The sequence below is a fragment of the Chryseobacterium sp. RR2-3-20 genome (genome assembly GCF_017808115.1).
GTDB classification, from domain to species: domain Bacteria; phylum Bacteroidota; class Bacteroidia; order Flavobacteriales; family Weeksellaceae; genus Chryseobacterium; species Chryseobacterium oryzae.
The window spans coordinates 60,777-83,959 of sequence record NZ_JADQBD010000001.1 but is presented as its reverse complement, the minus strand read 5'-3'; the positions used below and the strand labels follow the sequence as shown (position 1 = coordinate 83,959).

Here is a 23,183-nt window from a genome sequence, read left to right as displayed (position 1 = left end):
TTTTGCCGAATTGTAAAATCCGGTAAACAATGATAAAAGTAATAGAATGAATTTTTTTAATATAGAGAAAACCTCAGAAGGAAAAGCGAGAGCGGGAGTTTTATCTACCGAGCACGGAAGTATTCAAACGCCTATTTTTATGCCTGTTGGTACTGTTGCTAGTGTAAAAACGGTTCATCAGAGAGAAATAAAGGATGATGTGAAGGCGCAGATTATTTTAGGAAATACCTATCATCTCTACCTTCGTCCAGGAATGGAAGTAATGCAGGAAGCGGGTGGTTTACATAAATTTATGAACTGGGATCTTCCCATTCTTACCGATTCAGGAGGTTTTCAGGTGTTTTCACTTTCTGGAAGCAGAAAAATGTCTGAAGAAGGGGTTAAATTCAAGTCGCATATAGACGGAAGTTATCATTTGTTCACGCCGGAAAAATCAATGGAAATCCAAAGACAGATTGGAGCCGATATTTTTATGGCATTCGATGAGTGTGTTGCATATCCGTGCGATTACAACCAAGTGAAACTGTCTATGGAAATGACGCACCGTTGGTTGAAGAGATGCATCGACTGGAATGAGAAAAATCCTGAACTTTATGGTCATAAACAAAGATTTTTTCCAATTGTACAAGGTTCCACATATTCAGATTTAAGAAAAATTTCTGCTGAAGTAATTGCCGAAGCAGGAGCAGAAGGAAATGCAATTGGCGGACTTTCTGTGGGAGAACCAGAAGAAGAAATGTACAGAATTACCGATGAGGTTACCGATATTTTGCCAAAAGAAAAACCTAGATATTTAATGGGAGTAGGAACTCCTTGGAATATTCTGGAGTCTATTGGTTTGGGAATTGATATGATGGATTGCGTAATGCCTACCAGAAATGCAAGAAATGCAATGCTGTTTACTTGGCAAGGTGTTATGAACATGAAAAACGAAAAATGGAAGAAAGATTTTTCTCCGTTGGATGAGTTTGGGACAAGCTTTGTAGATCAGGAATATTCTAAGGCGTATGTAAGGCATTTATTTGTGTCTAAAGAATATCTTGCAAAGCAGATTGCATCCATTCACAACCTAGCCTTTTATTTAGATTTGGTAAAAGTTGCAAGAGAGCATATTTTGGCGGGAGATTTTTATCAGTGGAAAAATTCTGTAGTACCTGTACTCAGACAAAGGCTTTAGAAAAGATTTATGCTTAAAATTGTAGACGGATATATCGTAAAGAAATACCTCGGAACTTTCGGGTTTATGTTGGTATTGCTTTCTATTGTTGTATTGGTTATAGATGTTCAGCAGAAAATCCCACGTATAGAAAATGCAACAGCGTTGGATCCTAAACTTACGGTAAGCTATTTTTTGGTTCATTTTTATCCCTATTGGATTGTTAATCTTGTTGTTACGTTCCTTTCCATTCTTGTTTTTATTTCGGTAATTTATTTTACCTCAAGAATGGCAAATAATACGGAGATTGTTGCTATTATAAGCAGTGGTGCGAGTTTTCACAGATTCGCCAGACCTTATTTGCTAACGTCATTATTTATCGCAATTATTTCTTTGGTGGTAAATCATTTTGTTTTGCCTTGGGCAAATATTAAGAAAAATGAGTTAGAAGCCTATACTTATAATACCGCCAACAAAGAAAAAATCCTTGGAACTGCACCCGTTTCTGCACAGCTCAGCAAAAATGAGTTTATATTTATTAATTCGTGGAATAAAAGAGAAAAAAGAGGTTATGGTTTTCTCTATCAGAAATTTGATAAAAACCGAAAACTTACTTACGAACTGAAGTCATCTGATGTTTTGTGGAATAAGGATAAAAAAAGTTTTATTCTGAACAGCTACCTTGAGAAAACGATTAATAAAGATGATTCTGAATTACTTGGGCAGGGTTTTGAGCTGAAAAAAAATTTTGGTCAGGATCCGCAGGAATTGTTTCCCAATGAATTGTTGGGACAAAATAAAACAACTCCTGAACTGATGAAGTTTATTGAAAGAGAGCGTTCTAAAGGAAACAGCAATCTTAATTCTCACCTAAACGAGTTTCATCAGCGGACTTCGATGCCTGTATCTATTATTATTCTTACATTTTTGGCACTCTCGCTTTCTTCTCAGAAGAAAAGAGGAGGACTCGGGATAAATCTTGCTGTCGGGATTTCTCTTGCATTCATCTTTGTGTTTTCATTTGAGGCACTCAAAGTGGTTTCGGAAAATAAAAGCATCCCACCTGCATTGGCAATGTGGATTCCGAATATTATTTTCTTCCCGGTTACTTTGTTTTTATATTTGAAGCGAGCCAATCAGTAAAGAAGTTTTATTTCTTTTAAAGAAAAAGACTGTAATCCGGATTCAAGTTCAATCCATATTTTTCCATTTTCATCAGCGTTGCGTATAATGCCATTTTGTCTTGTATTGTTCAGTTCAAACACAGAAATGATGTTTTTTCGGAATAAACTGGAATTCAGCTGATTCAAAATATCTCCTTCCGAAGGAATATTTTCAAGTTTTTCTATCAAAAATTGATGAAAATTTTCAGCAAAAGATTTTAAATTGAATTTCTCTCCAGTCTGGGTTAAAATAGATCCTGCATTAGATATTTCATCAAAGGTTTCCTGTAAAATATTGATTCCTATACCGATAATAAAATAAGGTTTCCTGCGAATATTTTTTTTCTCAATTAAAATTCCGGCAATTTTTTTTCTGTTTAAAATAATATCGTTTGGCCATTTAATCTCTATCTTGTGATGTGTCAGATTGGCAATATATTGTCGGGTACAGATTGCGGTATAATAATTGAACAAAAAATCGGAATAATGAAAGACCGAACTTCGTACCGCTAATGTGTACGCCAGATTTTTTTCTGATGTAAAAATCCATCGATTTCCATATTGTCCTCTTCCGTTTGTTTGGGAAAATGTATAGAGACCTGTAAAATCTGAAGAATTATAAAGTAAAAAATGGGTTATTTCGTCATTAGTAGAAGAACACTCATTTACATAAAAAAGGTCGTTCATTTAAGAAAACTTTAAGACATTAAAGCGCTAAAAATAAGGCTAAAGTAAAAGAAAAACAATAAATTTGCAGATTATAGTATATTTTAATGAATAAAACGGCAGAAAAGCAAGCACTAATAGATAAAATTATAGAGGCTATCCAGGATGTGAAAGGTGAAGATATCATGATTTTTGATCTTTCCAACATCGAAAATTCAGTTGCAGAAACATTTATCATTTGCAGCGGTAACTCCAATACACAGGTTTCGGCTTTAGCAGGAAGTGTTGAGAAGAAAGTGAGAAACGAACTTCACGACAGACCTTGGCATGTAGAAGGTACAGAAAACTCTATGTGGGTTTTGGTAGATTATGTTTCGGTAGTAGTACATATTTTTCAGAAGCAAACCAGAGAATATTATGATATTGAAGAACTTTGGGGTGATGCTAAAATCACAAGAATTGAAAATACAATATAAATTTTAAAAAAAATAAATGAATAATAAAGGATTTAACTGGTTTTTCCCAATCATGATTATAGCACTTTTGGGGTTTGTTGTAGCCAATTCACTTGGCGACAGCGGAGCAAAGTCTATGGATGAAGATACTTTTTTCAAGACCATGCAGACAGGGAAAATTCAGAAAGTTTTAATAGATAAACAGGCACAGAAAGCAGAAGTATATTTAACAAAAGATGCTAAAGTAGAGTCTGTTAAAGCTCAGGATAAAACACCTAATCCGTTTTCATCACTCGGGATGTCTCCAAAAGCAGACTATTCTGTGAAATATGGAGATCTTCAGCTTTTCTTAGCAAAATTTGAAACTCTAAAGGCAGAAAATCCAGCGATTAAAACCACAAAAGATTATGCTGAAGGCGAAAGTCCGCTTGTTGGCTTCTTAATTCAGGCTTTGGTATGGATAGCTATTTTAGGACTTTTCTATTTTATTCTTTTCAGAAAAATGGGAAGCGGAGGCGGTCCTGGAGGTCAGATTTTCTCTATTGGTAAGTCTAAAGCTAAACTTTTCGACGAAAAAGAAAGAATTCAAGTAACATTCAAAGATGTTGCAGGACTAGAAGGGGCTAAAGAAGAGGTTCAGGAAGTGGTAGATTTCTTGAAAAACTCAGAAAAATATACAAAACTGGGAGGTAAAATTCCTAAAGGTGTTCTTTTGGTAGGGCCTCCGGGAACTGGTAAAACTTTACTTGCCAAAGCTGTTGCAGGGGAAGCAAAAGTTCCTTTCTTCTCTCTTTCGGGTTCAGATTTTGTGGAAATGTTCGTTGGAGTAGGAGCTTCAAGAGTAAGAGATCTTTTTGCTCAGGCAAAAGCAAAATCTCCCGCAATTATTTTTATTGATGAGATTGATGCGATTGGTAGAGCAAGAGGTAAAAATAATTTCTCTGGAGGTAACGATGAAAGAGAAAATACCCTTAACCAGCTTTTAACAGAGATGGATGGTTTTGGAACAGATACCAATGTAATCGTAATGGCGGCAACAAACAGAGCCGATATTTTAGATAAAGCATTAATGAGAGCTGGTCGTTTTGACCGTTCAATTTATGTAGATCTTCCGGAACTGCATGAAAGAAGACAGATTTTTGATGTTCACCTGAACAAAATTAAACTGGATGAAAATGTAGACAGAGAATTTTTGGCAAAACAAACTCCTGGTTTCAGTGGTGCAGATATTGCCAATGTATGTAATGAAGCGGCACTTATTGCAGCAAGAAATAATCATGAAGTGGTAACTAAACAGGATTTCTTGGATGCAGTAGACAGAATTATTGGTGGTCTTGAGAAGAAAAATAAAGCTATAAAACCATCTGAAAAGAGAAGAGTAGCATATCATGAAGCAGGACACGCAACTATTTCCTGGCTTGTAGAGCACGCTTCACCACTTTTGAAGGTTACTATTGTTCCGAGAGGGCGTTCTTTAGGTGCAGCTTGGTATCTTCCGGAAGAAAGACAGCTTACCACTACAGAGCAATTGTTGGATGAAATGTGTGCAACATTAGGAGGAAGAGCCGCAGAGCAGGTAATTTTTAATAATATTTCTACGGGAGCACTTTCAGATCTAGAAACTGTTACCAAAAGAGCTCAGGCGATGGTTACCATTTATGGGTTAAGTCCTAATATCGGGAATATTTCTTACTACGACAGTTCAGGCCAGTCAGAATATAATTTTGGTAAACCATATTCGGAAGAAACGGCTACTAAAATTGATGCTGAAATTAAATCAATTATCGAAAATCAATACGTAAGAGCCGTTCAGATTCTTACGGATAATAAAGATAAACTAGATGCTTTAGCAGGAAAATTATTAGAAAAAGAAGTTATTTTCCGGGAAGATTTAGAAGAAATTTTTGGTAAAAGAGCTTGGGATCCGGAATTAACCGAAAAACCGGTTACCAATACCATTCCCGAAAACGGTCAGGAGCCTAAAGATGATGAGGGAAAGATTGCTGAAGGAGAAATTCAGGCGCCAGAAAGTTCTGCACAGATCTAATATTTTAGCTAATATTTAAAAAAATCCTGATAAATTTTTATTTATCGGGATTTTTTTTGTTTTTACACTATATTTTTAGAGCCAATAAGATTATATTTTCTATTTTTGTACTAAGTTGACTAAATTATACTGACTTGAGTTTTTTTAAAAGAATTGTAAGCAAACTTACCAATCAGCCCGAGGATGACGAAAAACAAAGTCTGGAAAAACTTGGAGATTCGCTGAAAAATGCAGATCTCGATTACAAGTTTGCCCAGTTGTTTACGCATTCCGGTGGGTTTTTCAACTATTGTGCAGATGAAGCTGAAGCTTTGCAGACGCTTAACCAGATTATTAAAATTGAAAGAGTAAACTCTTTGTTCTGTTGTGATAAGGATCTTCAGGGATTTTTGAATGTCTTAAAGGTAGATCATAATCCGGAACTTCAGTCTTACAACGATGCGGCATTTATTACTTGTGAGTATTTAATTGCCTATGACGGAAGAATTATGCTGTCTCACAATAATATTCTTCATTATCATTCATCAAGGCTTCCCGGTAAAATAATTATTATGGCAAATGTATCGCAGATTGTAAATAATCTGAATGATGCTATGGGGAAAATAAAAAGAACGGGAAACATCAAAAATCTTACATCAATCAGCGGAGGTCATTCTAAACTGGATGCGGCTGCCAATAATAATACAAAGCTTTTTTTACTTCTTTTGGAGGACTAAAATAGCGATTAAATTTTAAATTTTGGACAAGAATCTTATTCAGAGAACACTTTCAGGACTGGTTTATGTAGCGGTAATTTTTCTTTGTACAACTCCTTTTGGAGCACAGCTCCTGGATTTGGTTTCGCCGGGACTTATTAAGCAGCAATATCTGTTTTATGGTTTAATCATTTTTTTTATGCTGGTGGGAACTTGGGAGTGTATCAAAATTATGCAGTTTGGAAAGGGATACGAAAAATGGATTGTTTTCCCGGTTGTATTATTTATCTTTTACACATTTTCCAAAAGGTTTTTTCATCACGATTTTTATTTCGATTTCAGGCTTTACGAAATTCTTGCGTTATCATTAATCGTAATAGCGGTAGTAACATTATTTAAATTTTCCAGTGAACTGTATTACGATAGCGGAAAGCTTATTTTTACCGTTATATATGTTGGGTTACCCTTTTCATTAGCTTTAGGTTTGCCTAAATTCTCAAGTTTTGATAATGCTTTTACTTTGGAGGTATTCTTTCTCTTTCTTTTGATTTGGAGCAGTGATACCTTTGCGTATTTGGTAGGGAAATTTTTCGGAAAGCACAAAATGGCTCCAAAGATTTCACCAAAGAAAACCTGGGAAGGCTATGCGGGAGGAGTCGTTTTAACGCTTGTTCTTTCTTATTTTGTAGAGCATTACCAACCACAGCTTCGTGGAAACTGGATGATAGTAGGTTTTTTGATTGCAGCATTTGCACCATTGGGAGATTTGGTAGAAAGCCAGCTGAAGAGAAATTTCGGGGTGAAAGACAGCGGAAATATCATTCCGGGGCATGGAGGAGTATTGGATAGGCTCGATAGCTTCATCATTTGTGTGCCTGTAGTATATTTGTACTTTATTTTAGAAAAGTTTATTTAAAAATTATATTATTACTTATCCTCAGTAATGAGTAAAGAACAACAATTAGCATTATTATGAAATTACATAAAGAATCGAAAGGAACAATTGCGGTAGCCACCATAATTTTTACCATTATTTCGGCGGTTTCTATTTATTATTTGGAAATGTTTTCCTTATTGATTATTGTGCCTTTATTGGTAATATACTGCCTTGTTTTTTGGTTTTTCAGAGTGCCCAACCGCGAGATATTGGATCATGTGGAAAATGTAATTGCACCTGTTGATGGGAAAGTAGTAATGATTAAAGAAGTAGAAGAATCCGAATTTTTGAAGGAAAAAGCAATTCAGGTTTCTATTTTTATGTCTCCTCTTAATGTTCATATCTGTAGATTTCCAGTTTCAGGAAAAGTAATTTACAAAAAATACCATCCCGGAAAATATTTGGTTGCATGGCACGAAAAATCTTCTACAGAAAACGAAAGAACTACAATGGCTGTGGAAAGTTTAACCAACCATAAAGTTGTTTTCAGACAAATTGCAGGATATGTTGCCAGAAGAATTGTTTTTTACTGTAATGAAGGAGATTCAGCAAAAGCCGGGCATGAGTTCGGATTTATTAAATTCGGTTCCCGAATGGATGTGTTTTTACCCTTAGATACAGAAATTATCTGTAAAATTGGTGATAAAACAAAAGGCGGAATTGATGTTATAGCGAAAATGAAAAATTAAAATTTAATCTCACATCGTATATCGCAGGAACATACCTTTTGGATATTACATTAGAAGGTGGAACTCAGTTTAAACATAAAGTTATCAGAAAATAAATTCTATAAATGAAAAAGAGAAACCATCGAAGTTTCTCTTTTTTTTATTTAATGTATATTTTAACGTCATTAAGGATATTCAAAATCGACTCAAAAGGCAAATCTGAATCTGCATCAATTAATAAGATTTTAAATTTCTTTCTGCCTTCGCTAATAAGCAAAGGATGGTTTAATCGGTCGCCGTTATAAAAACTGATGTAATATTGCTTATGCTTTTTGCTGAAGTAAAAATAGCAGAGCATTTTCTTTTTATACTTGAAAAAAGGAACACCGAAACTCAGCGTTTCGGTAATATTTTCTACATCAGATTCCAGTATTTTTTTTCTTAAAAACAAAAGAATACTTCTTTCTGGTTCACAGATTTTGTAGAAGTATTCTTGTATAGGGTTCATTTTAAAAGTTGTGCAACGAATTAATCGAAATTTTGAAGCTCTACCAATTTATGATAAACTCCATTTTTTGCCATAAGTTCTTGGTGGCTTCCCTGTTCTATGATGTCGCCTTTTTCCATCACAACAATCCAATCTGCTTTCTGAATGGTAGAAAGTCTGTGGGCAATTACCAGTGAAGTGCGGTTTTCCATCATTTTTTCTAGTGCATCCTGTACAAATTTTTCAGATTCTGTATCTAAAGCAGAGGTTGCTTCGTCCAAAATCATAATAGGAGGGTTTTTAAGAACAGCTCTTGCAATGGAAACTCTTTGCTTTTGTCCGCCCGAAAGTTTACCGCCGTCATCACCAATATTGGTTTCATAACCATTAGGAAGCTGAGAAATAAATGTATCTGCGTTGGCAATCTTTGCGGCAGCAATAACTTCATCTCTTGTTGCATCCGGTTTGCCCATTAAAATATTATTATATACAGTATCGTTAAATAGGACAGATTCTTGAGTAACCATCCCTAAAAGCTTACGATATTCTGTAAGTTTTAAATGTTTGATGTCGACACCATCAATTAAAATTTCGCCTTCCGAAACATCATAAAAACGAGCCAGAAGATTAGCGATTGTAGTTTTTCCGCTTCCGCTTTGTCCAACCAATGCGACGGTTTTTCCTTTAGGAATTGTGAGATTGAAATTTTTTAGAATTAAATTAGATTTATCATAATAAAATCCGATGTCTTTAAATTCAATTTGATTATCAAGAGTAGAAATCGAAACAGGCTCTGCAATTTCCTCTATTTTTACATCTGCTTCAAGAATTTCCAGAACCCTATGCAATGAAGCTTCACCTTTTTGTATGTTAGAAATAGAAGAAGATAAACTCTTTACCGGAGGTAAGATTTGAAAGAACATGCCTAAAAATACAAGAAAATCTTGCGGAGCAATGCTGTGCTCTACTACAATCTGTTTACCACCATACCACGCAATAATTAAGAAAGTAACAGACCCTAAAAATTCGCTGATGGGCGAAGCAAGTTCTTTTTTTCTTCCCAATCTTATGGAACTGTTGATCCATTTGTTCATAGAACCCATAAATCGGTTGTTCATAATCTTTTCAGCACTGAAAATCTTAATTACTTTAGAAGATTTTAAGGTTTCATCTACGATAGAAAAAATAGTTCCCATTTCATGTTGAGCTTCATGAGAGTCTTTTTTAAGGCTTTTTCCAATTATGGCGATTAAAGTTCCCATTACAGGTAAAACGAGAAGGGAGAACAGTGTCATTTCCGGGCTCAACCAAAATAGCGTGAGCAAGGTACTGATTAACATAAACGGAGCATTGATTAATTCCACCAAACTACCTAAAATATTTCCTTCTACTTCGCCAACGTCATTAGACATACGCGACATCATATCGCCTTTTCTACTGTCTGTAAAAAATGATACCGGTAGAGATAATACTTTACGGTACATTTCACCTCGAAGGTCTTTAGTAACACCTACACGATAATTAATCAAAAGATAAGAACCAAGATATCGGAATAAGTTTCTTAGAAAAAACATAAATGCAGTGATGAAACAAAGCCAAGCCAAAACATTTAAAGTACCATAATCATCCACTAAAGTTTGTATATAATAATTGGCGTATGATTTTAGATATTTAAATAAATCGACTAGATTCCCGGAATATACTGGTACAGCCTCGAACTTTTCACGTTTAATAGTGCCAAAAAGCATTCCCAAAACGGGTAAAATTGTTCCCAAAGAAGCAATCTGAAATGCGGAGTATAGTAAGTTGAAAAATAAACTTCCGTAGATATATTTACGGTGCGGTCTTGCGAACTTGAGTATTTTTTTATATTCGTTCATTAATTATAATTGGATTAGCAAAAATACTTAAAAATATAATGATGAAACATTTTTAGTATACTATTAATAACTTTTTATTCGGGATTAAATTTCCTGTTTTCAAAAATTGGTTATATTGATTGACGTTGTAAACAAATTATTTACTTTATATAAGTAACTTTTTTTTGAAAAATGTTTCAAGCAGAGCATTTTTATTTCAGATTGAATGGAGTGTTTAGGTAAATAAAAAACAGCTCCTTATAAAGAAGCTGTTCTCACTCAAAAAATCGTTGTTAGGTTATCGGAGTCTGTCTACAGATTTTACGAGCCTCTCATCTTTTCGGATAAAAATATTTGCGATAAGCAAACAAATTATAGCGATAGACGGGAAAATTGGCTCAATACCCTTCTCAGGAAAATTCATTCCTCCGGATAAATTTTGCAACCAGTACGCCAATATGCCAATCAACAAAGCGTTTATAATAATGCAGATGGTATTCAGCATTAATTGTCTCTTTCTGTTTTTAAAGCTGAACAGACTGAATGCACCCAGTAAAACAAGAACAACGGAAGCAACATCAATTACCGGAAATGCTCCGAAAATATCTACATCCTTTCCTGTTATAAATAGAAATACTGCACCCAAAACGGCAAGTAACATCCAAATTGTCTGTATTCTTTGTAGCATAGAATTTAAAATTCTCAGCAAAAATAATATAAATTTTGCAAAATTCAAAAATAAGTGTAGATTTGCATTATACAATGTACTTGAAAACAAAAGTCACCCGACTTACTTTTCTTACTCACAATTAATTACATTTTTACATAATATATGTTTAACATAGAAACGTTGAGGTCAAAATCCGTTACGGAGTTGACTAAAATCTTAAAGGATTTGGGCGTGAAGGTTGCAAGAACAAGCAATGAAAATGATAAAATCTTTGCTATTTTAGATTTTCAGGCTTCTAACCCTAAGGTAACAAAAGAATATTTCAGTTCTACAGAAGTTTCTGAAAACAAAGTAGAAGAAACTGCAGAAAAACCTGTAAAAAACACTTCCAGAAAAACACCGGCTCCTAAGAAGACTACTAGAAAGCCAGTTGTAGAGCCCGAAGCAAAAGAAGAGGAAATGCAGATTGCAACACAGGATGATATAAAACCAGAAGAAATTGTTTTGCCTGAAGTTCCCGAAAATAAAGAAGCTCAAGAAACTTCTGAAGAAAAACCGCAAAACGCTCCAAAGCAAAAAAGAAAAAGAGTTTCTGTTACTCCAAAAACAGAAACAACAGTTGAGGAAACTTCCGAAACTCCTGTAAATACAGATTCTCAGCCGGTTCAGGCTAAAGAAGAAAGGCCTAAAAGACCACAAGGACAAGGTCAGCTCCAAAATCAAAAAGGTCAGAATCATCCGAATCAAAATAACGGAAATTCTCAAAATAGAAATCAGAACAATCACCCTAATCATAATCCTAACCAAAACCCTAACAGGAATTCAGAAAAACATGAAGAAGCTGAGCCTAAAAAGGAATTCAGTTTTGATGGGATGGTAAGTATAGAAGGAGTTTTAGAAATTTTACCGGATAATTACGGGTTTCTAAGATCATCCGATTTCAGTTATATTTCTTCGCCGGATGATGTATATGTTTCTACGGCTCAGATAAGAAATTATGGTTTAAAAACCGGAGATACTGTAACGGGAATTGTACGTTTGCCAAAAGAAGGAGAAAAATATTTTTCTCTTCTGAAACCTACCGAAGTAAACGGGAGAGATTTGGCTTTCATTAAAGACAGAGTGGCTTTTGAATATCTTACGCCGCTTTTCCCCGAAGAAAAATTTAATCTTGCAGGAAATAATTCTACCATATCCACAAGGATTGTAGATCTTTTTGCACCGATAGGAAAAGGTCAGAGAGCAATGATTGTCGCTCAGCCTAAAACCGGTAAAACCATGTTACTGAAAGATATTGCTAATTCTATTGCATCCAATCATCCTGAAGTTTACATGATGGTTCTTTTGATAGATGAGCGACCTGAAGAGGTAACCGATATGGAAAGAAGTGTGAATGCCGAAGTAATTGCATCTACTTTTGATGAAGCTGCGGATAAACACGTAAAAGTTGCCAATCTTGTTTTGGCTAAAGCACAAAGAATGGTAGAATGTGGCCATGATGTAGTAATTCTTTTAGATTCTATTACAAGACTGGCAAGAGCTTATAATACCGTAACTCCTGCTTCCGGAAAGGTACTTTCTGGTGGTGTTGATGCCAATGCGCTTCATAAGCCGAAAAGATTTTTCGGAGCGGCAAGAAAAATTGAAGGTGGCGGATCTTTAACGATTATTGCAACTGCTTTAATAGATACAGGATCTAAAATGGATGAAGTTATCTTTGAAGAATTTAAAGGTACAGGAAATATGGAACTTCAGTTAGACAGAAAAATTGCCAACAGAAGAATTTATCCTGCCATAGATTTGGTTTCATCCAGTACCCGTCGAGACGATTTGCTTTTGGATGAAGTAACTTCGCAAAGAATGTGGATTCTTAGAAAATACCTTTCTGAAATGAATCCGGTGGAAGCTATGGAATTTGTAAATAAAAATATTAAAGGAACTCTGAATAATGAAGAATTCCTAATGTCTATGAATAAATAAACGAAATTTAGTTTTCATTTACTAAGCACGGATTAATTCCGTGCTTTTTTTATTTTGTTGAATCTTATTCACGAATTAAAATATCAATGTTAAAGATTTATTAAAATAATACTGTTTTTTTGAACTTGGCTTGAATATTGGCTAAATTTACATATTAACATTAAAAACAAAACTTATGTCATTCGAATTACCAAAATTAGGATATGCTTATGATGCATTAGAGCCGACTATTGATGCAAAAACAATGGAGATTCACCATACAAAACATCATCAGGCTTATGTAGACAATCTAAATAAAGCAATTGAAGGTACAGATTTAGACGCATTATCTATTGAAGAAATTTGCAAAACTGCTGTAGAAAAGCCGGCAGTAAGAAATAATGGAGGAGGACATTTTAACCATACATTGTTTTGGGAAATTTTAACTCCAGGAGGAAGTAAAGAACCAGTAGGAAGCGTAAAAGCTGCCATTGAAAATTATGGCGGTTTCGAAAAATTCAAAAATGATTTTTCTGATGCTGCTAAAACAAGATTTGGTTCTGGATGGGCTTGGCTTGTAAAAAATGAAGACGGATCTGTTTCGGTAACTTCTACTCCAAATCAGGATAACCCATTAATGCCGGTTGCAGATGTGAAAGGTACTCCGGTTTTAGGATTGGATGTTTGGGAGCACGCTTATTATTTAAACTATCAAAACAGAAGACCAGATTACGTTTCTGCATTTTTTGATGTAGTTAACTGGGATAAAGTTGAAGAATTGTTCAACAAATAATCTCCGATTATATAAATTTTAAAGCTCAGTTTATCTGAGCTTTTTTTGTTTTAATATAATTGAGTTTTCTTAATGTTTTGTTCAAATATTTCTCAACATTCTTTTTATCCGGAATGGTGGTGATTTCTTTAGTCAAAGCTTTTTCAAATTCTGATTTTGCTTTAGAATAATTTTTCTGATCATAATAATATTTTCCCGCCTGATAATACACCAGCCAAAAATCCGGATTCAAAGATTGATAATAATTGATAAACTCATCTGAGAGCAATTTTTTACCATCAAACTGAGTGTTAAGAGTTTTAAATTCTTCATAATTTTTATATTCCTGAGAATCAACAAAAGGATCTTTGGCAATATTCAATTCCGATTTGGCTAATCTTTGATTTTTCAATTGCTTATCAGAGAAAATTTCATTCAAATCATAACAGACAAATTCTCCCAACTGATACGGATTAGAAGAAACCCAGACCAGCCGTTTCTCCGGCGAAAAAATCACTGCGTGGTGCGCCAAAAGTTGATTGATCGCTTTTTCGTTCCCGTATCCAATGCTTTTTTCTTTAAGCCCAGATTTATCTCGAAGAATTTTAGCCATTTTTTCAGGATTCAACTTTTTATTTTCATTTAAAAACTCCTGTAATTTTTCATAACGGTACTCAGAATGGCTTTCTGCAATCTGCTTTTGATTCCGCTTGTCGTCTTTGTAAGCCGCAGACTGAAAATGATTGGTACAAACCAATGTATTGGAATTTTCAACCTCATAAACGCCAAAATTATCTGGTGATACTTCAATAGTAACCGCTTTTTTGTCGTTGGCACTTCCTACCAAAATAGATTCGGACACAAAGACCTTTCGTTTTTTTGCGATGGCAATGGCTTCGTCAATAGTTTTGGCAAATTGCAAAATCTCTCTAGTCACAAATGATATCGGTGTTTTTGCCGTCAAAGGAATTTTTGATTTTCCGGCATTAATCGTGACTGTTATACCTTCTTTATTCATCCCAGAAACCACTCCAATCAGTCCGGGCCAGCTTACAGACATGTACGGAATTCCTTCTTCCGGTTCTACAAATTCTATCAGTTTATTTTTGGCAAAATCATCGCCCACATAAAAATCAAAATTTCTTCCGATCAGCAGATCACCGTCTTCTGATTTGTCCCCCCAAGCGGCTAAAGACGAGCACCCTACCATTGCCAAATCCTGCATAGCATGCCCAATATCATGTGCGCCGTGCAAATACATAACCCTTCTGAATTTGGGTGCAATAAAATCATATTGATCCGATGAATATTGAGATAAACCGTACAATTCTGCCTGCAAATCGTTGCGTACGTTCAGGTACATTTTTCGGTTGTACCATTTGAGAAAACCTCTCAGAAGATTCTGCTTAAATTTTGATGGAACAAAATTTTCTACCTTAGAAAAGAAAATTTCCTCTTGTCTCTGCATTAAATTCTGTGTTAGAGCTCCGTTGTTATAACCCAGCTGTAAAGGATTTCCTTTGATATAAAGCTCCCAAAGCTGCTGTTTGTTTTTGGTTAAATAATTTTGATTAAAACTGAAGGTAGAATCGTTAATTTTCTGAACTTTTGGGACTTCTAAAGAATATTGCTTTATATCCGGAAGATGTTTCACCGAGTTTCTTGTTCCGCAACCCATAAAATGCAGAATCAGAATGAAAAAAATGATCTTTTTAATTTTCATCGGTTAAACTTTACAATTTTGACAGACGTTCATCAATCAATTCTTTACCTAAAACCTCTGCACAGGTATTGAAAGCACCAATAGTACAACCCAAAATCCCGTGCATATTGACGGACTGACCGGTGAGAAATAAGTTAGGAATCTTGGTACGTGGTGAAACCATGGTTTTTAAAGGGTTTTCTGAGGTTTTTGAATAACCGTACATATTTCCTTCAAAACTCCCGATGTAATCGCGATATGACAGTGGTGATGAGGTATAAATGCTTTTTATGGATTCTCTAAGATGAGGCATCTTTTTTTCCAAAGCCTGAAGCATTTTTTCGGCTTTTTCATTTTTAAATTTTTCGTAACATTCTCCTCTTTCACGTTCATCAGCAATCGTGTTGAAAGTCTTTTCCCATTCTTTCACTTCCTCAAAGCTCATATAGGAAATTGCCGTTAAACTCTCTGCAAATTCTTGATTTTTCTTAGATGGCGTAGATGAAAGCATGTAGGTTTCTGGCCAGTTTTCTTTTTTATATTGAAAAGCTTTCCAAACTAAATCTTTAGACGAAAAATGATAAACATTGTAATTGAAATTTGAAATCGTGTTCGGTTTTAAAACAAAATAAACACTGAAGCACGAAGAAACCGGTTCCCAACTGCTAATTCTATTGACAAATGATTTTTTAAGTCGATGTTCTCCGATCAATTTGATGATGGAACGAATTTCAATATTTGAAATAAACAGGTTTGAATAAAACTGTTTTCCCGAACGTATTTTCACTCCTCTAAGAATATCTTTTTCGTCAAAGATCATTTCAGAAACCTCAGCATGTTTAAAAATATCAGCACCATATTCCCTCAATTTTCTGATGAGTAATTTTGAAATCTGGCTTCCGCCTTTTACACATTTATAAGCACTCTGGATGTAAGAATTTACCGTTAAAGCATGTACGTAAAAAGGGATATTTTCAGAATCACCTGCATAGAGAAAATTAGAACCCAACAAAATCGCCCGCAATTTTTTATCGGCGGTAATAGACTCAATAAATCTCTTGGTATTCAGATGAAGAACTTCTTCATTATACCTGTTTTGTCCCACTACATTATATCTGGGAAAATTACTGCAAACCCGCTGGATTTCTTCACAGTAATTCTCCAGATTTTCTTTTTCATCAGGAAAATGTAAAGAAAGTTGTTTTACGAAATTTTCATAACCTTGTGCGTGGGGATATTCGGTTTTATCATCACCAAAAGTAATTTTGTCATAAGCATCTTCATCCATTTTATGAAGTTCAAGGTCGTCTATGATTTCCAGATAAGAAAAAAACTGATGAAGGTTTTGCCCTTCGGAAAGTCCGCCAAGATAATGAACTCCGGTATCAAAAATATGCTTATCACGGGAAAATGTCTGAAGATTACCGCCGTATTGATTATTTTTTTCTAAAACACAGATTTTCAGACCTTCTTTTGCAAGGATCAGTGCGGAAACAAGCCCTCCGATACCGCTCCCGATGACTAATATGTCGTAGTGTTTTTTCAATTTTAAGATATTTTGGCTTCCGTTTTTATTTTAAATATGTATAAAACCACCCCGAATTTCAAAATTCTAAATTTTGAAATCCACCCCTCCAAGGGAGGGGGATTTTTAAGTGTGTAGTTGTTTATATCCTAATCGCAAATCTTTTTGTTGACGGAAAAGTACCTTAAAAATATTAAATTTTAATCTACACCGTCCCAAAAATCGAAGTAATTAAACCATTGAAGCGGATATTTTTTCACCATAGATTCAAGATTCTGAACGTAGGAGTTTAAAAGTCCCTGAGAATCTCTCTTTTTGATATTCTGGGCAACTCTTGCATAAAGATGATAATGTAGATTTTTTTCTTTCATCACGTACACATAAACCACCGGAACGCCCAGCCTGGAAGCTATAAGAAATGGACCAGCAGGAAATTTAGCAGCTTTCCCTAAGAGATCAGCTTCCAAAAATTTTGAACCCTCGAAATAACGGTCACCTGTAAAGCAGATGAGTTCATTCTTTGAAAGAGCTTCGTTAATCTCGAAAATATGCGACATATCTTCTTTGATGTAAATGAACTTCATATTGCTTTTCTTCACAGAAACGCTTTCCAAGTATTCTTTTATAATGGTAACTTCCTGATCTGTTGTGATTAAATTAATCTGACAATCGAAATCTATCTCTGCGAAAAAATGTTCTGCCACTTCGAAATTTCCGATGTGTGCACTGATGAGGACGCCGCCTTTTTTTTCTGATAAAAGGTTTTTTAAATTTTCAATTCCGTCAAATTCATAGGTGTATTTGTTGCGCAAACCAGCTGAAATAGCAGTTTTATCGATTAAAATAGTTCCGAATGTGAAGTAATTTTTAAATTGAGAAAGCTTTGTTTTCCAAAAACCATACTTAAGGCGTTTCTGAAAATAATACCTGTAATATCTGTTGCTCTTCTTTTCGAATAAAAAGTAATAAAATGCGACAAAATAAAGTACAAAATATGAACTGCGGATGCCTAAATTCCTAATGCACCAAACAAAAATCCGGTATCCTAAAATAGTACCTTTAGATTTACCTTTCCATTTGTTCATAGCATTAGTTTAATAATGTATCAATCTAACAAAACAGCAATCTTTTTAAATATTGCATTACTGTCAGATGTTATATTATTATACATTTTTGAGTAAAATTTTAATCAATAGTTAAGCGTTTTTTTCTTCAATTTTTTTCTCAATCGTCGAATAGAAATCGTCGAAAGTGATGATGTCTTTAAAATCTGCTTCGCCCAGTTTTACGCCAAAATTAGATTCGATAACCACTACCAGATCTATATAATCTAAACTGTCTAATCCCAAAGTTTTTTTGAAGTGCGCCTCGTTATTTATTTCGTCTCCATCTACCTCAAATTCATTGATTAAAAAATCATTTGCAATGGCAACAATTTTTTCTTTTTCCATGTTTTTATTCAAATTTTTTAACGATTAAAGCGGAATTGGTTCCGCCAAATCCAAAAGAATTCGACAAAAATACGTCAATTTTTTGATTTTTGGTTTCGGAGATTAAATTTATCTTTTGTGCTTCTTCATCAGGATTTTCCAAATTGATATTCGGAGCCACAAAATCGTTCTGCATCATTAGGATAGAATAAATCACCTCGCTTGCTCCAGCCATCCAACACTCGTGCCCCGTCATTGATTTTGTAGAACTTACGGGAACGTCACCACCGAAAATTTCGTAGATTGCTTTTGCTTCATTAGCATCACCAATTGGGGTAGACGTAGCGTGAGCATTAATGTAATCAATATCTTTCACCTGCAAACCAGATTGTTGCAAGGCTCTGTTCATCGCCAAAGCAGGACCATCTACATTAGGAGTAGAGATATGACCACCGTTGGAAGAAAATCCGTAACCGACAATTTCTGCAATAATATTGGCTCCTCTTTTTTGAGCAGATTCTAAACTTTCAACAATTAAAGTTGCAGCACCACCGCTGGGAATTAAACCATCTCTTCCGGAATCGAAAGGTCTTGAAGCTTTTGTAGGCTCATCTTCACGAACAGAAAAAACGCCCAGCCCATCAAAACTCGCCATCGAATATTTATTGGTTTCCTGTGCTCCGCCACAGATAATCATATCCTGAAAGCCATTCTTAATCATCATAAAAGCAAGACCTAACGAGTGAGAACCGCTTGCACAAGCTGCACTGATGGTAAGATTAATCCCTCTTAATTTAAAAATGGTTGAAAGATTCATCGTAACAGTAGAATTCATCGACTTGAAAATTGCTCCCGAGCCCATGAGCGTTGTGTCTTTTTTTTCTCTTGCAATGTCGATAGACTCTACAACTGCCTGAGAAACACTGTCATTTCCATATAAAATACCCACCTCATTCTCATCTAAAAATTCCTGAGTGATATTAGCATGTTTCAATGCATCGAGCGTAGCGATGTAAGCATACTCGCTTTCTTCACCCATGCTGATGCGCTGTCTTCTGCCGAGAAGGTTTTTGAGGTCAGGCTTCGGAACCACTCCGGTAAGACCCGAGCGGAAGCCAAATTCTTTTCTGTTTTCGTCTAAAACAATACCAGATTTGCCCTGATAGAGAGATTCTTTCACCTCTTCCAAAGAAGTTCCTATGCAGGAATAAATTCCCATTCCGGTAATCACAACCCTGTTTTCCATCTTTTTAAATTTAACAATGTATCAGTCTAGCAATGTAACAATTTGAATCATTGGTAAACTGGTAATTTTTTAGATTGTTACATTATTTAAGAGTAAATTCCTCCGTTGATATTGATGATTTCTCCTGTAATATAAGATGACTTCTTTGATGCTAAAAATGCAACCAGATCTGCCACCTCTTCCGCTTCACCAAAACGGTTGGCGGGAATCATTGCCTTCAGCTCATCTTCGTTAAAATCCTGCGTCATATCTGTTTTTATGAAGCCCGGAGCAACAGCGTTTACGGTAATATTCCTTTTGGCAACCTCCTGTGCCAAAGCTTTTGTAGCGGCTACCAAAGCCCCTTTTGCAGCAGAATAATTCGTTTGCCCAGCCGTACCTTTCACGCCGGAAACGGAAACCATATTGATAATTCTTCCGTATTTATTTCGCAATAATTTTTGAATAAAGAAATTGGTGACGTTGTAAAAACCGTTCAGACTTGTATTAATCACAGAGTTCCAGTCTTCAGGACTCATCCACATAAACAAGCCATCTCTGGTAATCCCGGCATTATTTACAATGACCTCCACGATGGCGTTGGGATGAGTTTCCTGCCATTCTGTTAAAATATTTTTGGTTTCTTCGGCATTTCCAACATCAAATTTCAAAATTTCTCCTGTAGAACCTAGAGCTTTAACCTTTTCTAAAGTTTCACTTGCGGCAGCTTCATTGGAAGTATAATTAATTAAAATATGGTAATTTTTTTCTTCCGCCAGCTTAAGGCAAATTGCTCTTCCTATCCCTCTGGAACCGCCGGTTATGATTGCACATTTCATGCGTTTTGTTTTTAGTTTTTTAATTGATTTCCCGAACTTTAAACCAATTACTTTTTAAGGTAATCTTTTACTTTTTGCAGGTAAGGATACATGACCATATCATCCGAAAAAGCAGGAATAATGTTTCTTATCTCATCATACAGTTCTTTTGTTTTTGAAGAGATTTTATCCTGAAAACCAAGATATTCTATTGCCTGCACAATGGTGATTGCTTCAATGGAAAGTACTTCGAATGCGTTCCCAATTACTTTTCTGCAGATCACCGCAGAGTTGGTTCCCATGCTTACAATATCCTGATTATCATTGTTATTCGGGATACTGTGAACGTACATAGGATTTGATAACATCTGGCTTTCTGCCGTTGTGGAAGTTGCTGTAAACTGAACGCCCTGCATTCCAAAATTGAAACCTAGCTTACCCAGATTTACGAATGGAGGGAAAATTTCGTTAATTTTTGCATTTAGAAGATAATTAAGCTGCCTTTCTGCCAACATTGTCAGTTTTGTAACCACAATTTTCAGTTTATCCATTTCCAGAGAAATATAATCGCCGTGGAAATTTCCGCCATGATAAACATGCTGCTCTTCTACATTAATAATAGGATTATCATTCGCAGAATTGATTTCGTCTTCCAAAATCTGCTCAGTAAATTCTAAAGTATCTAAAACAGGTCCTAAAATCTGTGGAACACACCGTATTGAATAATATTCCTGGACTTTGTCTTTAAAAATTTTCTCTTGTTCATCAAAGCGGGTGTACAGGTGGTCTGCTCTTTTTCTGATCAGCTTACTGTCTGCAAGATGATTTCTCATTTTCTCAGCAATTTTTTGCTGCCCGATATGTCTTTTAGTGTTATTGAGAGATTCAGAAAGATGATCGTCATACGCCTGAACAAGCTCATTAATTGCACAGGAAAGCTGCAGAGAAATTTCGGTAAGTTTTCTTGCTTTATATGCATTTACAATTCCTATTCCCGACATTACAGAAGTTCCGTTCATCAAGCCAAGACCTTCACGTATTTCTACTTTGATAGGCTGTAAATTTTCAATCCCAAAAACTTCTTTCGTTGATTTTCTTTCGCCTTTATAGAATACTTCACCTTCCCCAATCAATACCAGAGCCAAATGAGCAAGCTGTACCAAATCTCCACTAGCACCAACACCGCCATGCTCAAAAATAAGCGGCGTAATATCTCTGTTTATTAAATCTTTAAGCAAAAAGACAACCGACGTATGCACACCCGAATTTCCTCTGGAAAGTGTGTTTAGTCTTGCTAACATGGCAGCTTTCACTTCATCTTCCGGGAGTGGATTTCCTATACCCGAAGAATGGCTTCTTATAAGATTGTACTGGAGCTGATTTTTGTCTTCATCGCTGATCTTGAACTGTGCCATAGGACCAAAACCGGTATTGACTCCATAAATTATTTTATCTTTTGAAAACTCTTTCAAAAACTGAAAACTTGCCTCTACTCTTGCAATGAGAGATTCATCAAGATCAATTTCTTTATCGTTGAATATAACTTCCTGAAAATCTTTCAGCTTTAAAAAATCGTTTATTTTCATTAATTAAAAACTAATAATGGCTAATTTTGTAGAAATTTAAAATCTCTACTCTATATTTTGACAAAGATATAAGTAATTATCAAAATAAAAAATTGAAGATGAACAAAGAATTTGTTGACGTTCTTGTGATTGGAGCCGGTCCTTCGGGATGCGTATCTTCTGCATTTCTTAAGAAGAACAACATCAATGTAAAAGTTGTTGAAAAGACAAAATTCCCACGGTTGGTAGTAGGCGAAAGCCTGATTCCTCGTGTGATGGATCATTTTGATGAAGCCGGACTCTTCCCCGCATTGGATAAGATGGGTTTCGAAAAAAAACTCGGAGCCCGTTTTCTGCGTGGCAAAGAGGTTTGCATTTTTGATTTCAGTAATAAATTTGGAGAAGGCTGGGATTGGACTTGGCAGGTTCCGAGGGCAGATTTTGATAATACACTTGCACAGGAAGTCATTAACAAAGGGATAGATCTTGAGTTTGAGACGGAAGTTATAGGAATTGAGTTCAGCGGAACAGATTCTATCACCACTGTTAAAGATAAAAATGGTGATACTAAAGAAATTCATGCCAAATTCGTCATAGATTCCAGTGGTTACGGACGAGTGTTGCCCAAACTTTTAGATTTGGAAAAGCCATCAAAATTATCACCTCATTCTGCTATTTTTTCTCATGTAAAAGACATTAACAGAGAAGAAGGAACAGAAGGAACACTTATTTCTTTTGATATTATAGAAACTGAAGTTTGGCTTTGGGTAATCCCATTTTCCAACGGAAATACCAGTGTGGGAATTGTAGGACCTACCGAATACATTGAACAATTGTCTCATAATGGCAACACAGCAGAAGCTTTGAGAAAGGCAATCTCTTTGTCAGATTATTACGTGAAACGTTTTGGTGATGTAGAATTTTTGTTTGAGCCTAAGCATCTAAAAGATTACTCGTGTTCGGTAAAAAAATTATACGGAGACGGTTTTGCGCTAACCGGGAATGCTTCTGAGTTTCTGGATCCTGTTTTCTCTTCAGGAATGGCTTTTGCCACAGAATCCGGAATGCTTGCTGCAAAATTGGCCTTAAGACAATTGAACGGTGAAAAAATCGATTGGCAAAAAGACTATTCGGATTATATTTTGTACGGCGTGGATGTTTTTACCACTTATGTAAAAGAATGGTACACCGGCAATCTTCAGGAATTATTTTTCCACCAGCCAGAGAATCCCGATGTCAAGAAAAAAATCTGTGCGGTTCTCGCAGGATATGTCTGGGACAAGAAAAATACATTTGTGAGAATACACGATTCTGCCATTAAAAATCTGGCTGAATTTATTAAGGCTGAAAAATTACAATCGTAAAAAAAATGTGTCTGAGAGTT

Annotated in this window: 21 protein-coding genes; 10 read left to right on the top strand and 11 right to left on the bottom strand. The window is 35.3% G+C overall.

The window, feature by feature from the left end:
• Positions 1-46: 46 nt before the first annotated feature.
• Both tgt and IV513_RS00335 read left to right on the top strand, forming a co-directional pair.
• Entirely contained in the window at positions 47-1,177 is a 1,131-nt protein-coding gene (gene tgt, locus IV513_RS00340) for a tRNA guanosine(34) transglycosylase Tgt (protein WP_209388524.1), read from the top strand.
• A gap of 9 nt (positions 1,178-1,186) precedes the next feature.
• Positions 1,187-2,299 (top strand): LptF/LptG family permease, encoded by a 1,113-nt coding sequence (locus IV513_RS00335; protein ID WP_209388523.1) that lies wholly within the window; start codon positions 1,187-1,189, stop codon positions 2,297-2,299.
• On the opposite strand, the gene IV513_RS00330 is transcribed toward IV513_RS00335, so the two are convergent.
• Positions 2,293-3,006, bottom strand: a complete 714-nt coding sequence (locus tag IV513_RS00330) for a biotin--[acetyl-CoA-carboxylase] ligase (RefSeq protein ID WP_209388522.1) — start codon at positions 3,004-3,006, stop codon at positions 2,293-2,295. The two genes, IV513_RS00335 and IV513_RS00330, sit on opposite strands and share 7 nt — an antisense overlap.
• Positions 3,007-3,092: 86 nt before the next feature.
• Here IV513_RS00330 and rsfS point away from each other — a divergent pair, with 86 nt between their 5' ends.
• The 5 genes from rsfS to IV513_RS00305 all read left to right on the top strand — a co-directional run bounded on the left by rsfS (position 3,093) and on the right by IV513_RS00305 (position 7,808).
• Complete coding sequence (gene rsfS, locus IV513_RS00325) at positions 3,093-3,461, top strand: ribosome silencing factor (RefSeq protein ID WP_209388521.1); 369 nt, start codon at positions 3,093-3,095, stop codon at positions 3,459-3,461.
• 16 nt (positions 3,462-3,477) lie between these two features.
• On the top strand, positions 3,478-5,487 hold the full coding sequence (gene ftsH, locus IV513_RS00320) for an ATP-dependent zinc metalloprotease FtsH (RefSeq protein ID WP_209388520.1): 2,010 nt from the start codon (positions 3,478-3,480) through the stop codon (positions 5,485-5,487).
• A 134-nt stretch (positions 5,488-5,621) separates the two neighbouring features.
• Positions 5,622-6,203, top strand: coding sequence for an LUD domain-containing protein (locus IV513_RS00315; protein ID WP_209388519.1), 582 nt, complete (start codon positions 5,622-5,624; stop codon positions 6,201-6,203).
• 22 nt (positions 6,204-6,225) lie between these two features.
• Positions 6,226-7,098 (top strand): phosphatidate cytidylyltransferase, encoded by an 873-nt coding sequence (locus IV513_RS00310; RefSeq protein WP_209388518.1) that lies wholly within the window; start codon positions 6,226-6,228, stop codon positions 7,096-7,098.
• 56 nt (positions 7,099-7,154) lie between these two features.
• Positions 7,155-7,808 (top strand): phosphatidylserine decarboxylase family protein, encoded by a 654-nt coding sequence (locus IV513_RS00305; protein ID WP_209388517.1) that lies wholly within the window; start codon positions 7,155-7,157, stop codon positions 7,806-7,808.
• Positions 7,809-7,947: 139 nt separating this feature from the next.
• On the opposite strand, the gene IV513_RS00300 is transcribed toward IV513_RS00305, so the two are convergent.
• The 3 genes from IV513_RS00300 to IV513_RS00290 form a co-directional block, all read right to left on the bottom strand.
• The gene (locus tag IV513_RS00300) at positions 7,948-8,295 is read right to left on the bottom strand and encodes a DUF1801 domain-containing protein (RefSeq protein WP_209388516.1); all 348 of its coding nucleotides are present in this window, start codon (positions 8,293-8,295) and stop codon (positions 7,948-7,950) included.
• Positions 8,296-8,315: 20 nt separating this feature from the next.
• Positions 8,316-10,154, bottom strand: a complete 1,839-nt coding sequence (locus tag IV513_RS00295; RefSeq protein WP_209388515.1) for an ABC transporter ATP-binding protein — start codon at positions 10,152-10,154, stop codon at positions 8,316-8,318.
• A 277-nt stretch (positions 10,155-10,431) separates the two neighbouring features.
• Positions 10,432-10,821, bottom strand: coding sequence for a DUF4293 family protein (locus IV513_RS00290; RefSeq protein ID WP_209388514.1), 390 nt, complete (start codon positions 10,819-10,821; stop codon positions 10,432-10,434).
• Positions 10,822-10,965: 144 nt separating this feature from the next.
• Between IV513_RS00290 and rho the strand changes: the two genes are divergently transcribed.
• Together rho and IV513_RS00280 are read left to right on the top strand one after the other, a co-directional pair.
• Positions 10,966-12,783 (top strand): transcription termination factor Rho, encoded by a 1,818-nt coding sequence (gene rho / locus IV513_RS00285; protein ID WP_209388513.1) that lies wholly within the window; start codon positions 10,966-10,968, stop codon positions 12,781-12,783.
• Between the two features lie 175 nt (positions 12,784-12,958).
• Complete coding sequence (locus IV513_RS00280; RefSeq protein ID WP_209388512.1) at positions 12,959-13,555, top strand: superoxide dismutase; 597 nt, start codon at positions 12,959-12,961, stop codon at positions 13,553-13,555.
• A 25-nt stretch (positions 13,556-13,580) separates the two neighbouring features.
• On the opposite strand, the gene IV513_RS00275 is transcribed toward IV513_RS00280, so the two are convergent.
• From IV513_RS00275 to hutH, 7 genes are all read right to left on the bottom strand, one after another.
• Complete coding sequence (locus IV513_RS00275; protein WP_209388511.1) at positions 13,581-15,257, bottom strand: C45 family peptidase; 1,677 nt, start codon at positions 15,255-15,257, stop codon at positions 13,581-13,583.
• Positions 15,258-15,267: 10 nt separating this feature from the next.
• On the bottom strand, positions 15,268-16,782 hold the full coding sequence (locus tag IV513_RS00270; RefSeq protein ID WP_209388510.1) for an NAD(P)/FAD-dependent oxidoreductase: 1,515 nt from the start codon (positions 16,780-16,782) through the stop codon (positions 15,268-15,270).
• Positions 16,783-16,961: 179 nt separating this feature from the next.
• Positions 16,962-17,846: a lipid A biosynthesis acyltransferase gene (locus IV513_RS00265; RefSeq protein ID WP_209388509.1), complete on the bottom strand. Its 885-nt coding sequence runs from the start codon at positions 17,844-17,846 to the stop codon at positions 16,962-16,964.
• 111 nt (positions 17,847-17,957) lie between these two features.
• Entirely contained in the window at positions 17,958-18,212 is a 255-nt protein-coding gene (locus IV513_RS00260) for an acyl carrier protein (protein WP_209388508.1), read from the bottom strand.
• Positions 18,213-18,216: 4 nt separating this feature from the next.
• Entirely contained in the window at positions 18,217-19,437 is a 1,221-nt protein-coding gene (locus IV513_RS00255; RefSeq protein WP_209388507.1) for a beta-ketoacyl synthase, read from the bottom strand.
• A gap of 86 nt (positions 19,438-19,523) precedes the next feature.
• Positions 19,524-20,255 carry a 3-oxoacyl-ACP reductase FabG gene (fabG, locus tag IV513_RS00250; protein ID WP_209388506.1) on the bottom strand — a complete coding sequence of 244 codons (732 nt, stop codon included), beginning with the start codon at positions 20,253-20,255 and terminating at the stop codon, positions 19,524-19,526.
• 47 nt (positions 20,256-20,302) lie between these two features.
• Complete coding sequence (gene hutH, locus IV513_RS00245; protein WP_209388505.1) at positions 20,303-21,820, bottom strand: histidine ammonia-lyase; 1,518 nt, start codon at positions 21,818-21,820, stop codon at positions 20,303-20,305.
• A 98-nt stretch (positions 21,821-21,918) separates the two neighbouring features.
• On the opposite strand from hutH, the gene IV513_RS00240 reads away from it, so the two are divergent.
• A complete protein-coding gene (locus IV513_RS00240) occupies positions 21,919-23,163 on the top strand; it encodes an NAD(P)/FAD-dependent oxidoreductase (protein WP_209388504.1) in 1,245 nt (414 codons plus the stop codon).
• Positions 23,164-23,183 lie beyond the last annotated feature (20 nt).

Bases quoted from the DNA above. Each gene is read 5' to 3' on its own strand.
- tgt (WP_209388524.1), top strand. From the start codon at position 47: ATGAATTTTTTTAATATAGAGAAAACCTCAGAAGGAAAAGCGAGAGCG.
- IV513_RS00335 (WP_209388523.1), top strand. From the start codon at position 1,187: ATGCTTAAAATTGTAGACGGATATATCGTAAAGAAATACCTCGGAACT.
- IV513_RS00330 (WP_209388522.1), bottom strand. From the start codon at position 3,006: ATGAACGACCTTTTTTATGTAAATGAGTGTTCTTCTACTAATGACGAA.
- rsfS (WP_209388521.1), top strand. From the start codon at position 3,093: ATGAATAAAACGGCAGAAAAGCAAGCACTAATAGATAAAATTATAGAG.
- ftsH (WP_209388520.1), top strand. From the start codon at position 3,478: ATGAATAATAAAGGATTTAACTGGTTTTTCCCAATCATGATTATAGCA.
- IV513_RS00305 (WP_209388517.1), top strand. From the start codon at position 7,155: ATGAAATTACATAAAGAATCGAAAGGAACAATTGCGGTAGCCACCATA.
- IV513_RS00300 (WP_209388516.1), bottom strand. From the start codon at position 8,295: ATGAACCCTATACAAGAATACTTCTACAAAATCTGTGAACCAGAAAGA.
- IV513_RS00295 (WP_209388515.1), bottom strand. From the start codon at position 10,154: ATGAACGAATATAAAAAAATACTCAAGTTCGCAAGACCGCACCGTAAA.
- IV513_RS00290 (WP_209388514.1), bottom strand. From the start codon at position 10,821: ATGCTACAAAGAATACAGACAATTTGGATGTTACTTGCCGTTTTGGGT.
- rho (WP_209388513.1), top strand. From the start codon at position 10,966: ATGTTTAACATAGAAACGTTGAGGTCAAAATCCGTTACGGAGTTGACT.
- IV513_RS00280 (WP_209388512.1), top strand. From the start codon at position 12,959: ATGTCATTCGAATTACCAAAATTAGGATATGCTTATGATGCATTAGAG.
- IV513_RS00275 (WP_209388511.1), bottom strand. From the start codon at position 15,257: ATGAAAATTAAAAAGATCATTTTTTTCATTCTGATTCTGCATTTTATG.
- IV513_RS00265 (WP_209388509.1), bottom strand. From the start codon at position 17,846: ATGAACAAATGGAAAGGTAAATCTAAAGGTACTATTTTAGGATACCGG.
- IV513_RS00260 (WP_209388508.1), bottom strand. From the start codon at position 18,212: ATGGAAAAAGAAAAAATTGTTGCCATTGCAAATGATTTTTTAATCAAT.
- IV513_RS00255 (WP_209388507.1), bottom strand. From the start codon at position 19,437: ATGGAAAACAGGGTTGTGATTACCGGAATGGGAATTTATTCCTGCATA.
- fabG (WP_209388506.1), bottom strand. From the start codon at position 20,255: ATGAAATGTGCAATCATAACCGGCGGTTCCAGAGGGATAGGAAGAGCA.
- hutH (WP_209388505.1), bottom strand. From the start codon at position 21,820: ATGAAAATAAACGATTTTTTAAAGCTGAAAGATTTTCAGGAAGTTATA.
- IV513_RS00240 (WP_209388504.1), top strand. From the start codon at position 21,919: ATGAACAAAGAATTTGTTGACGTTCTTGTGATTGGAGCCGGTCCTTCG.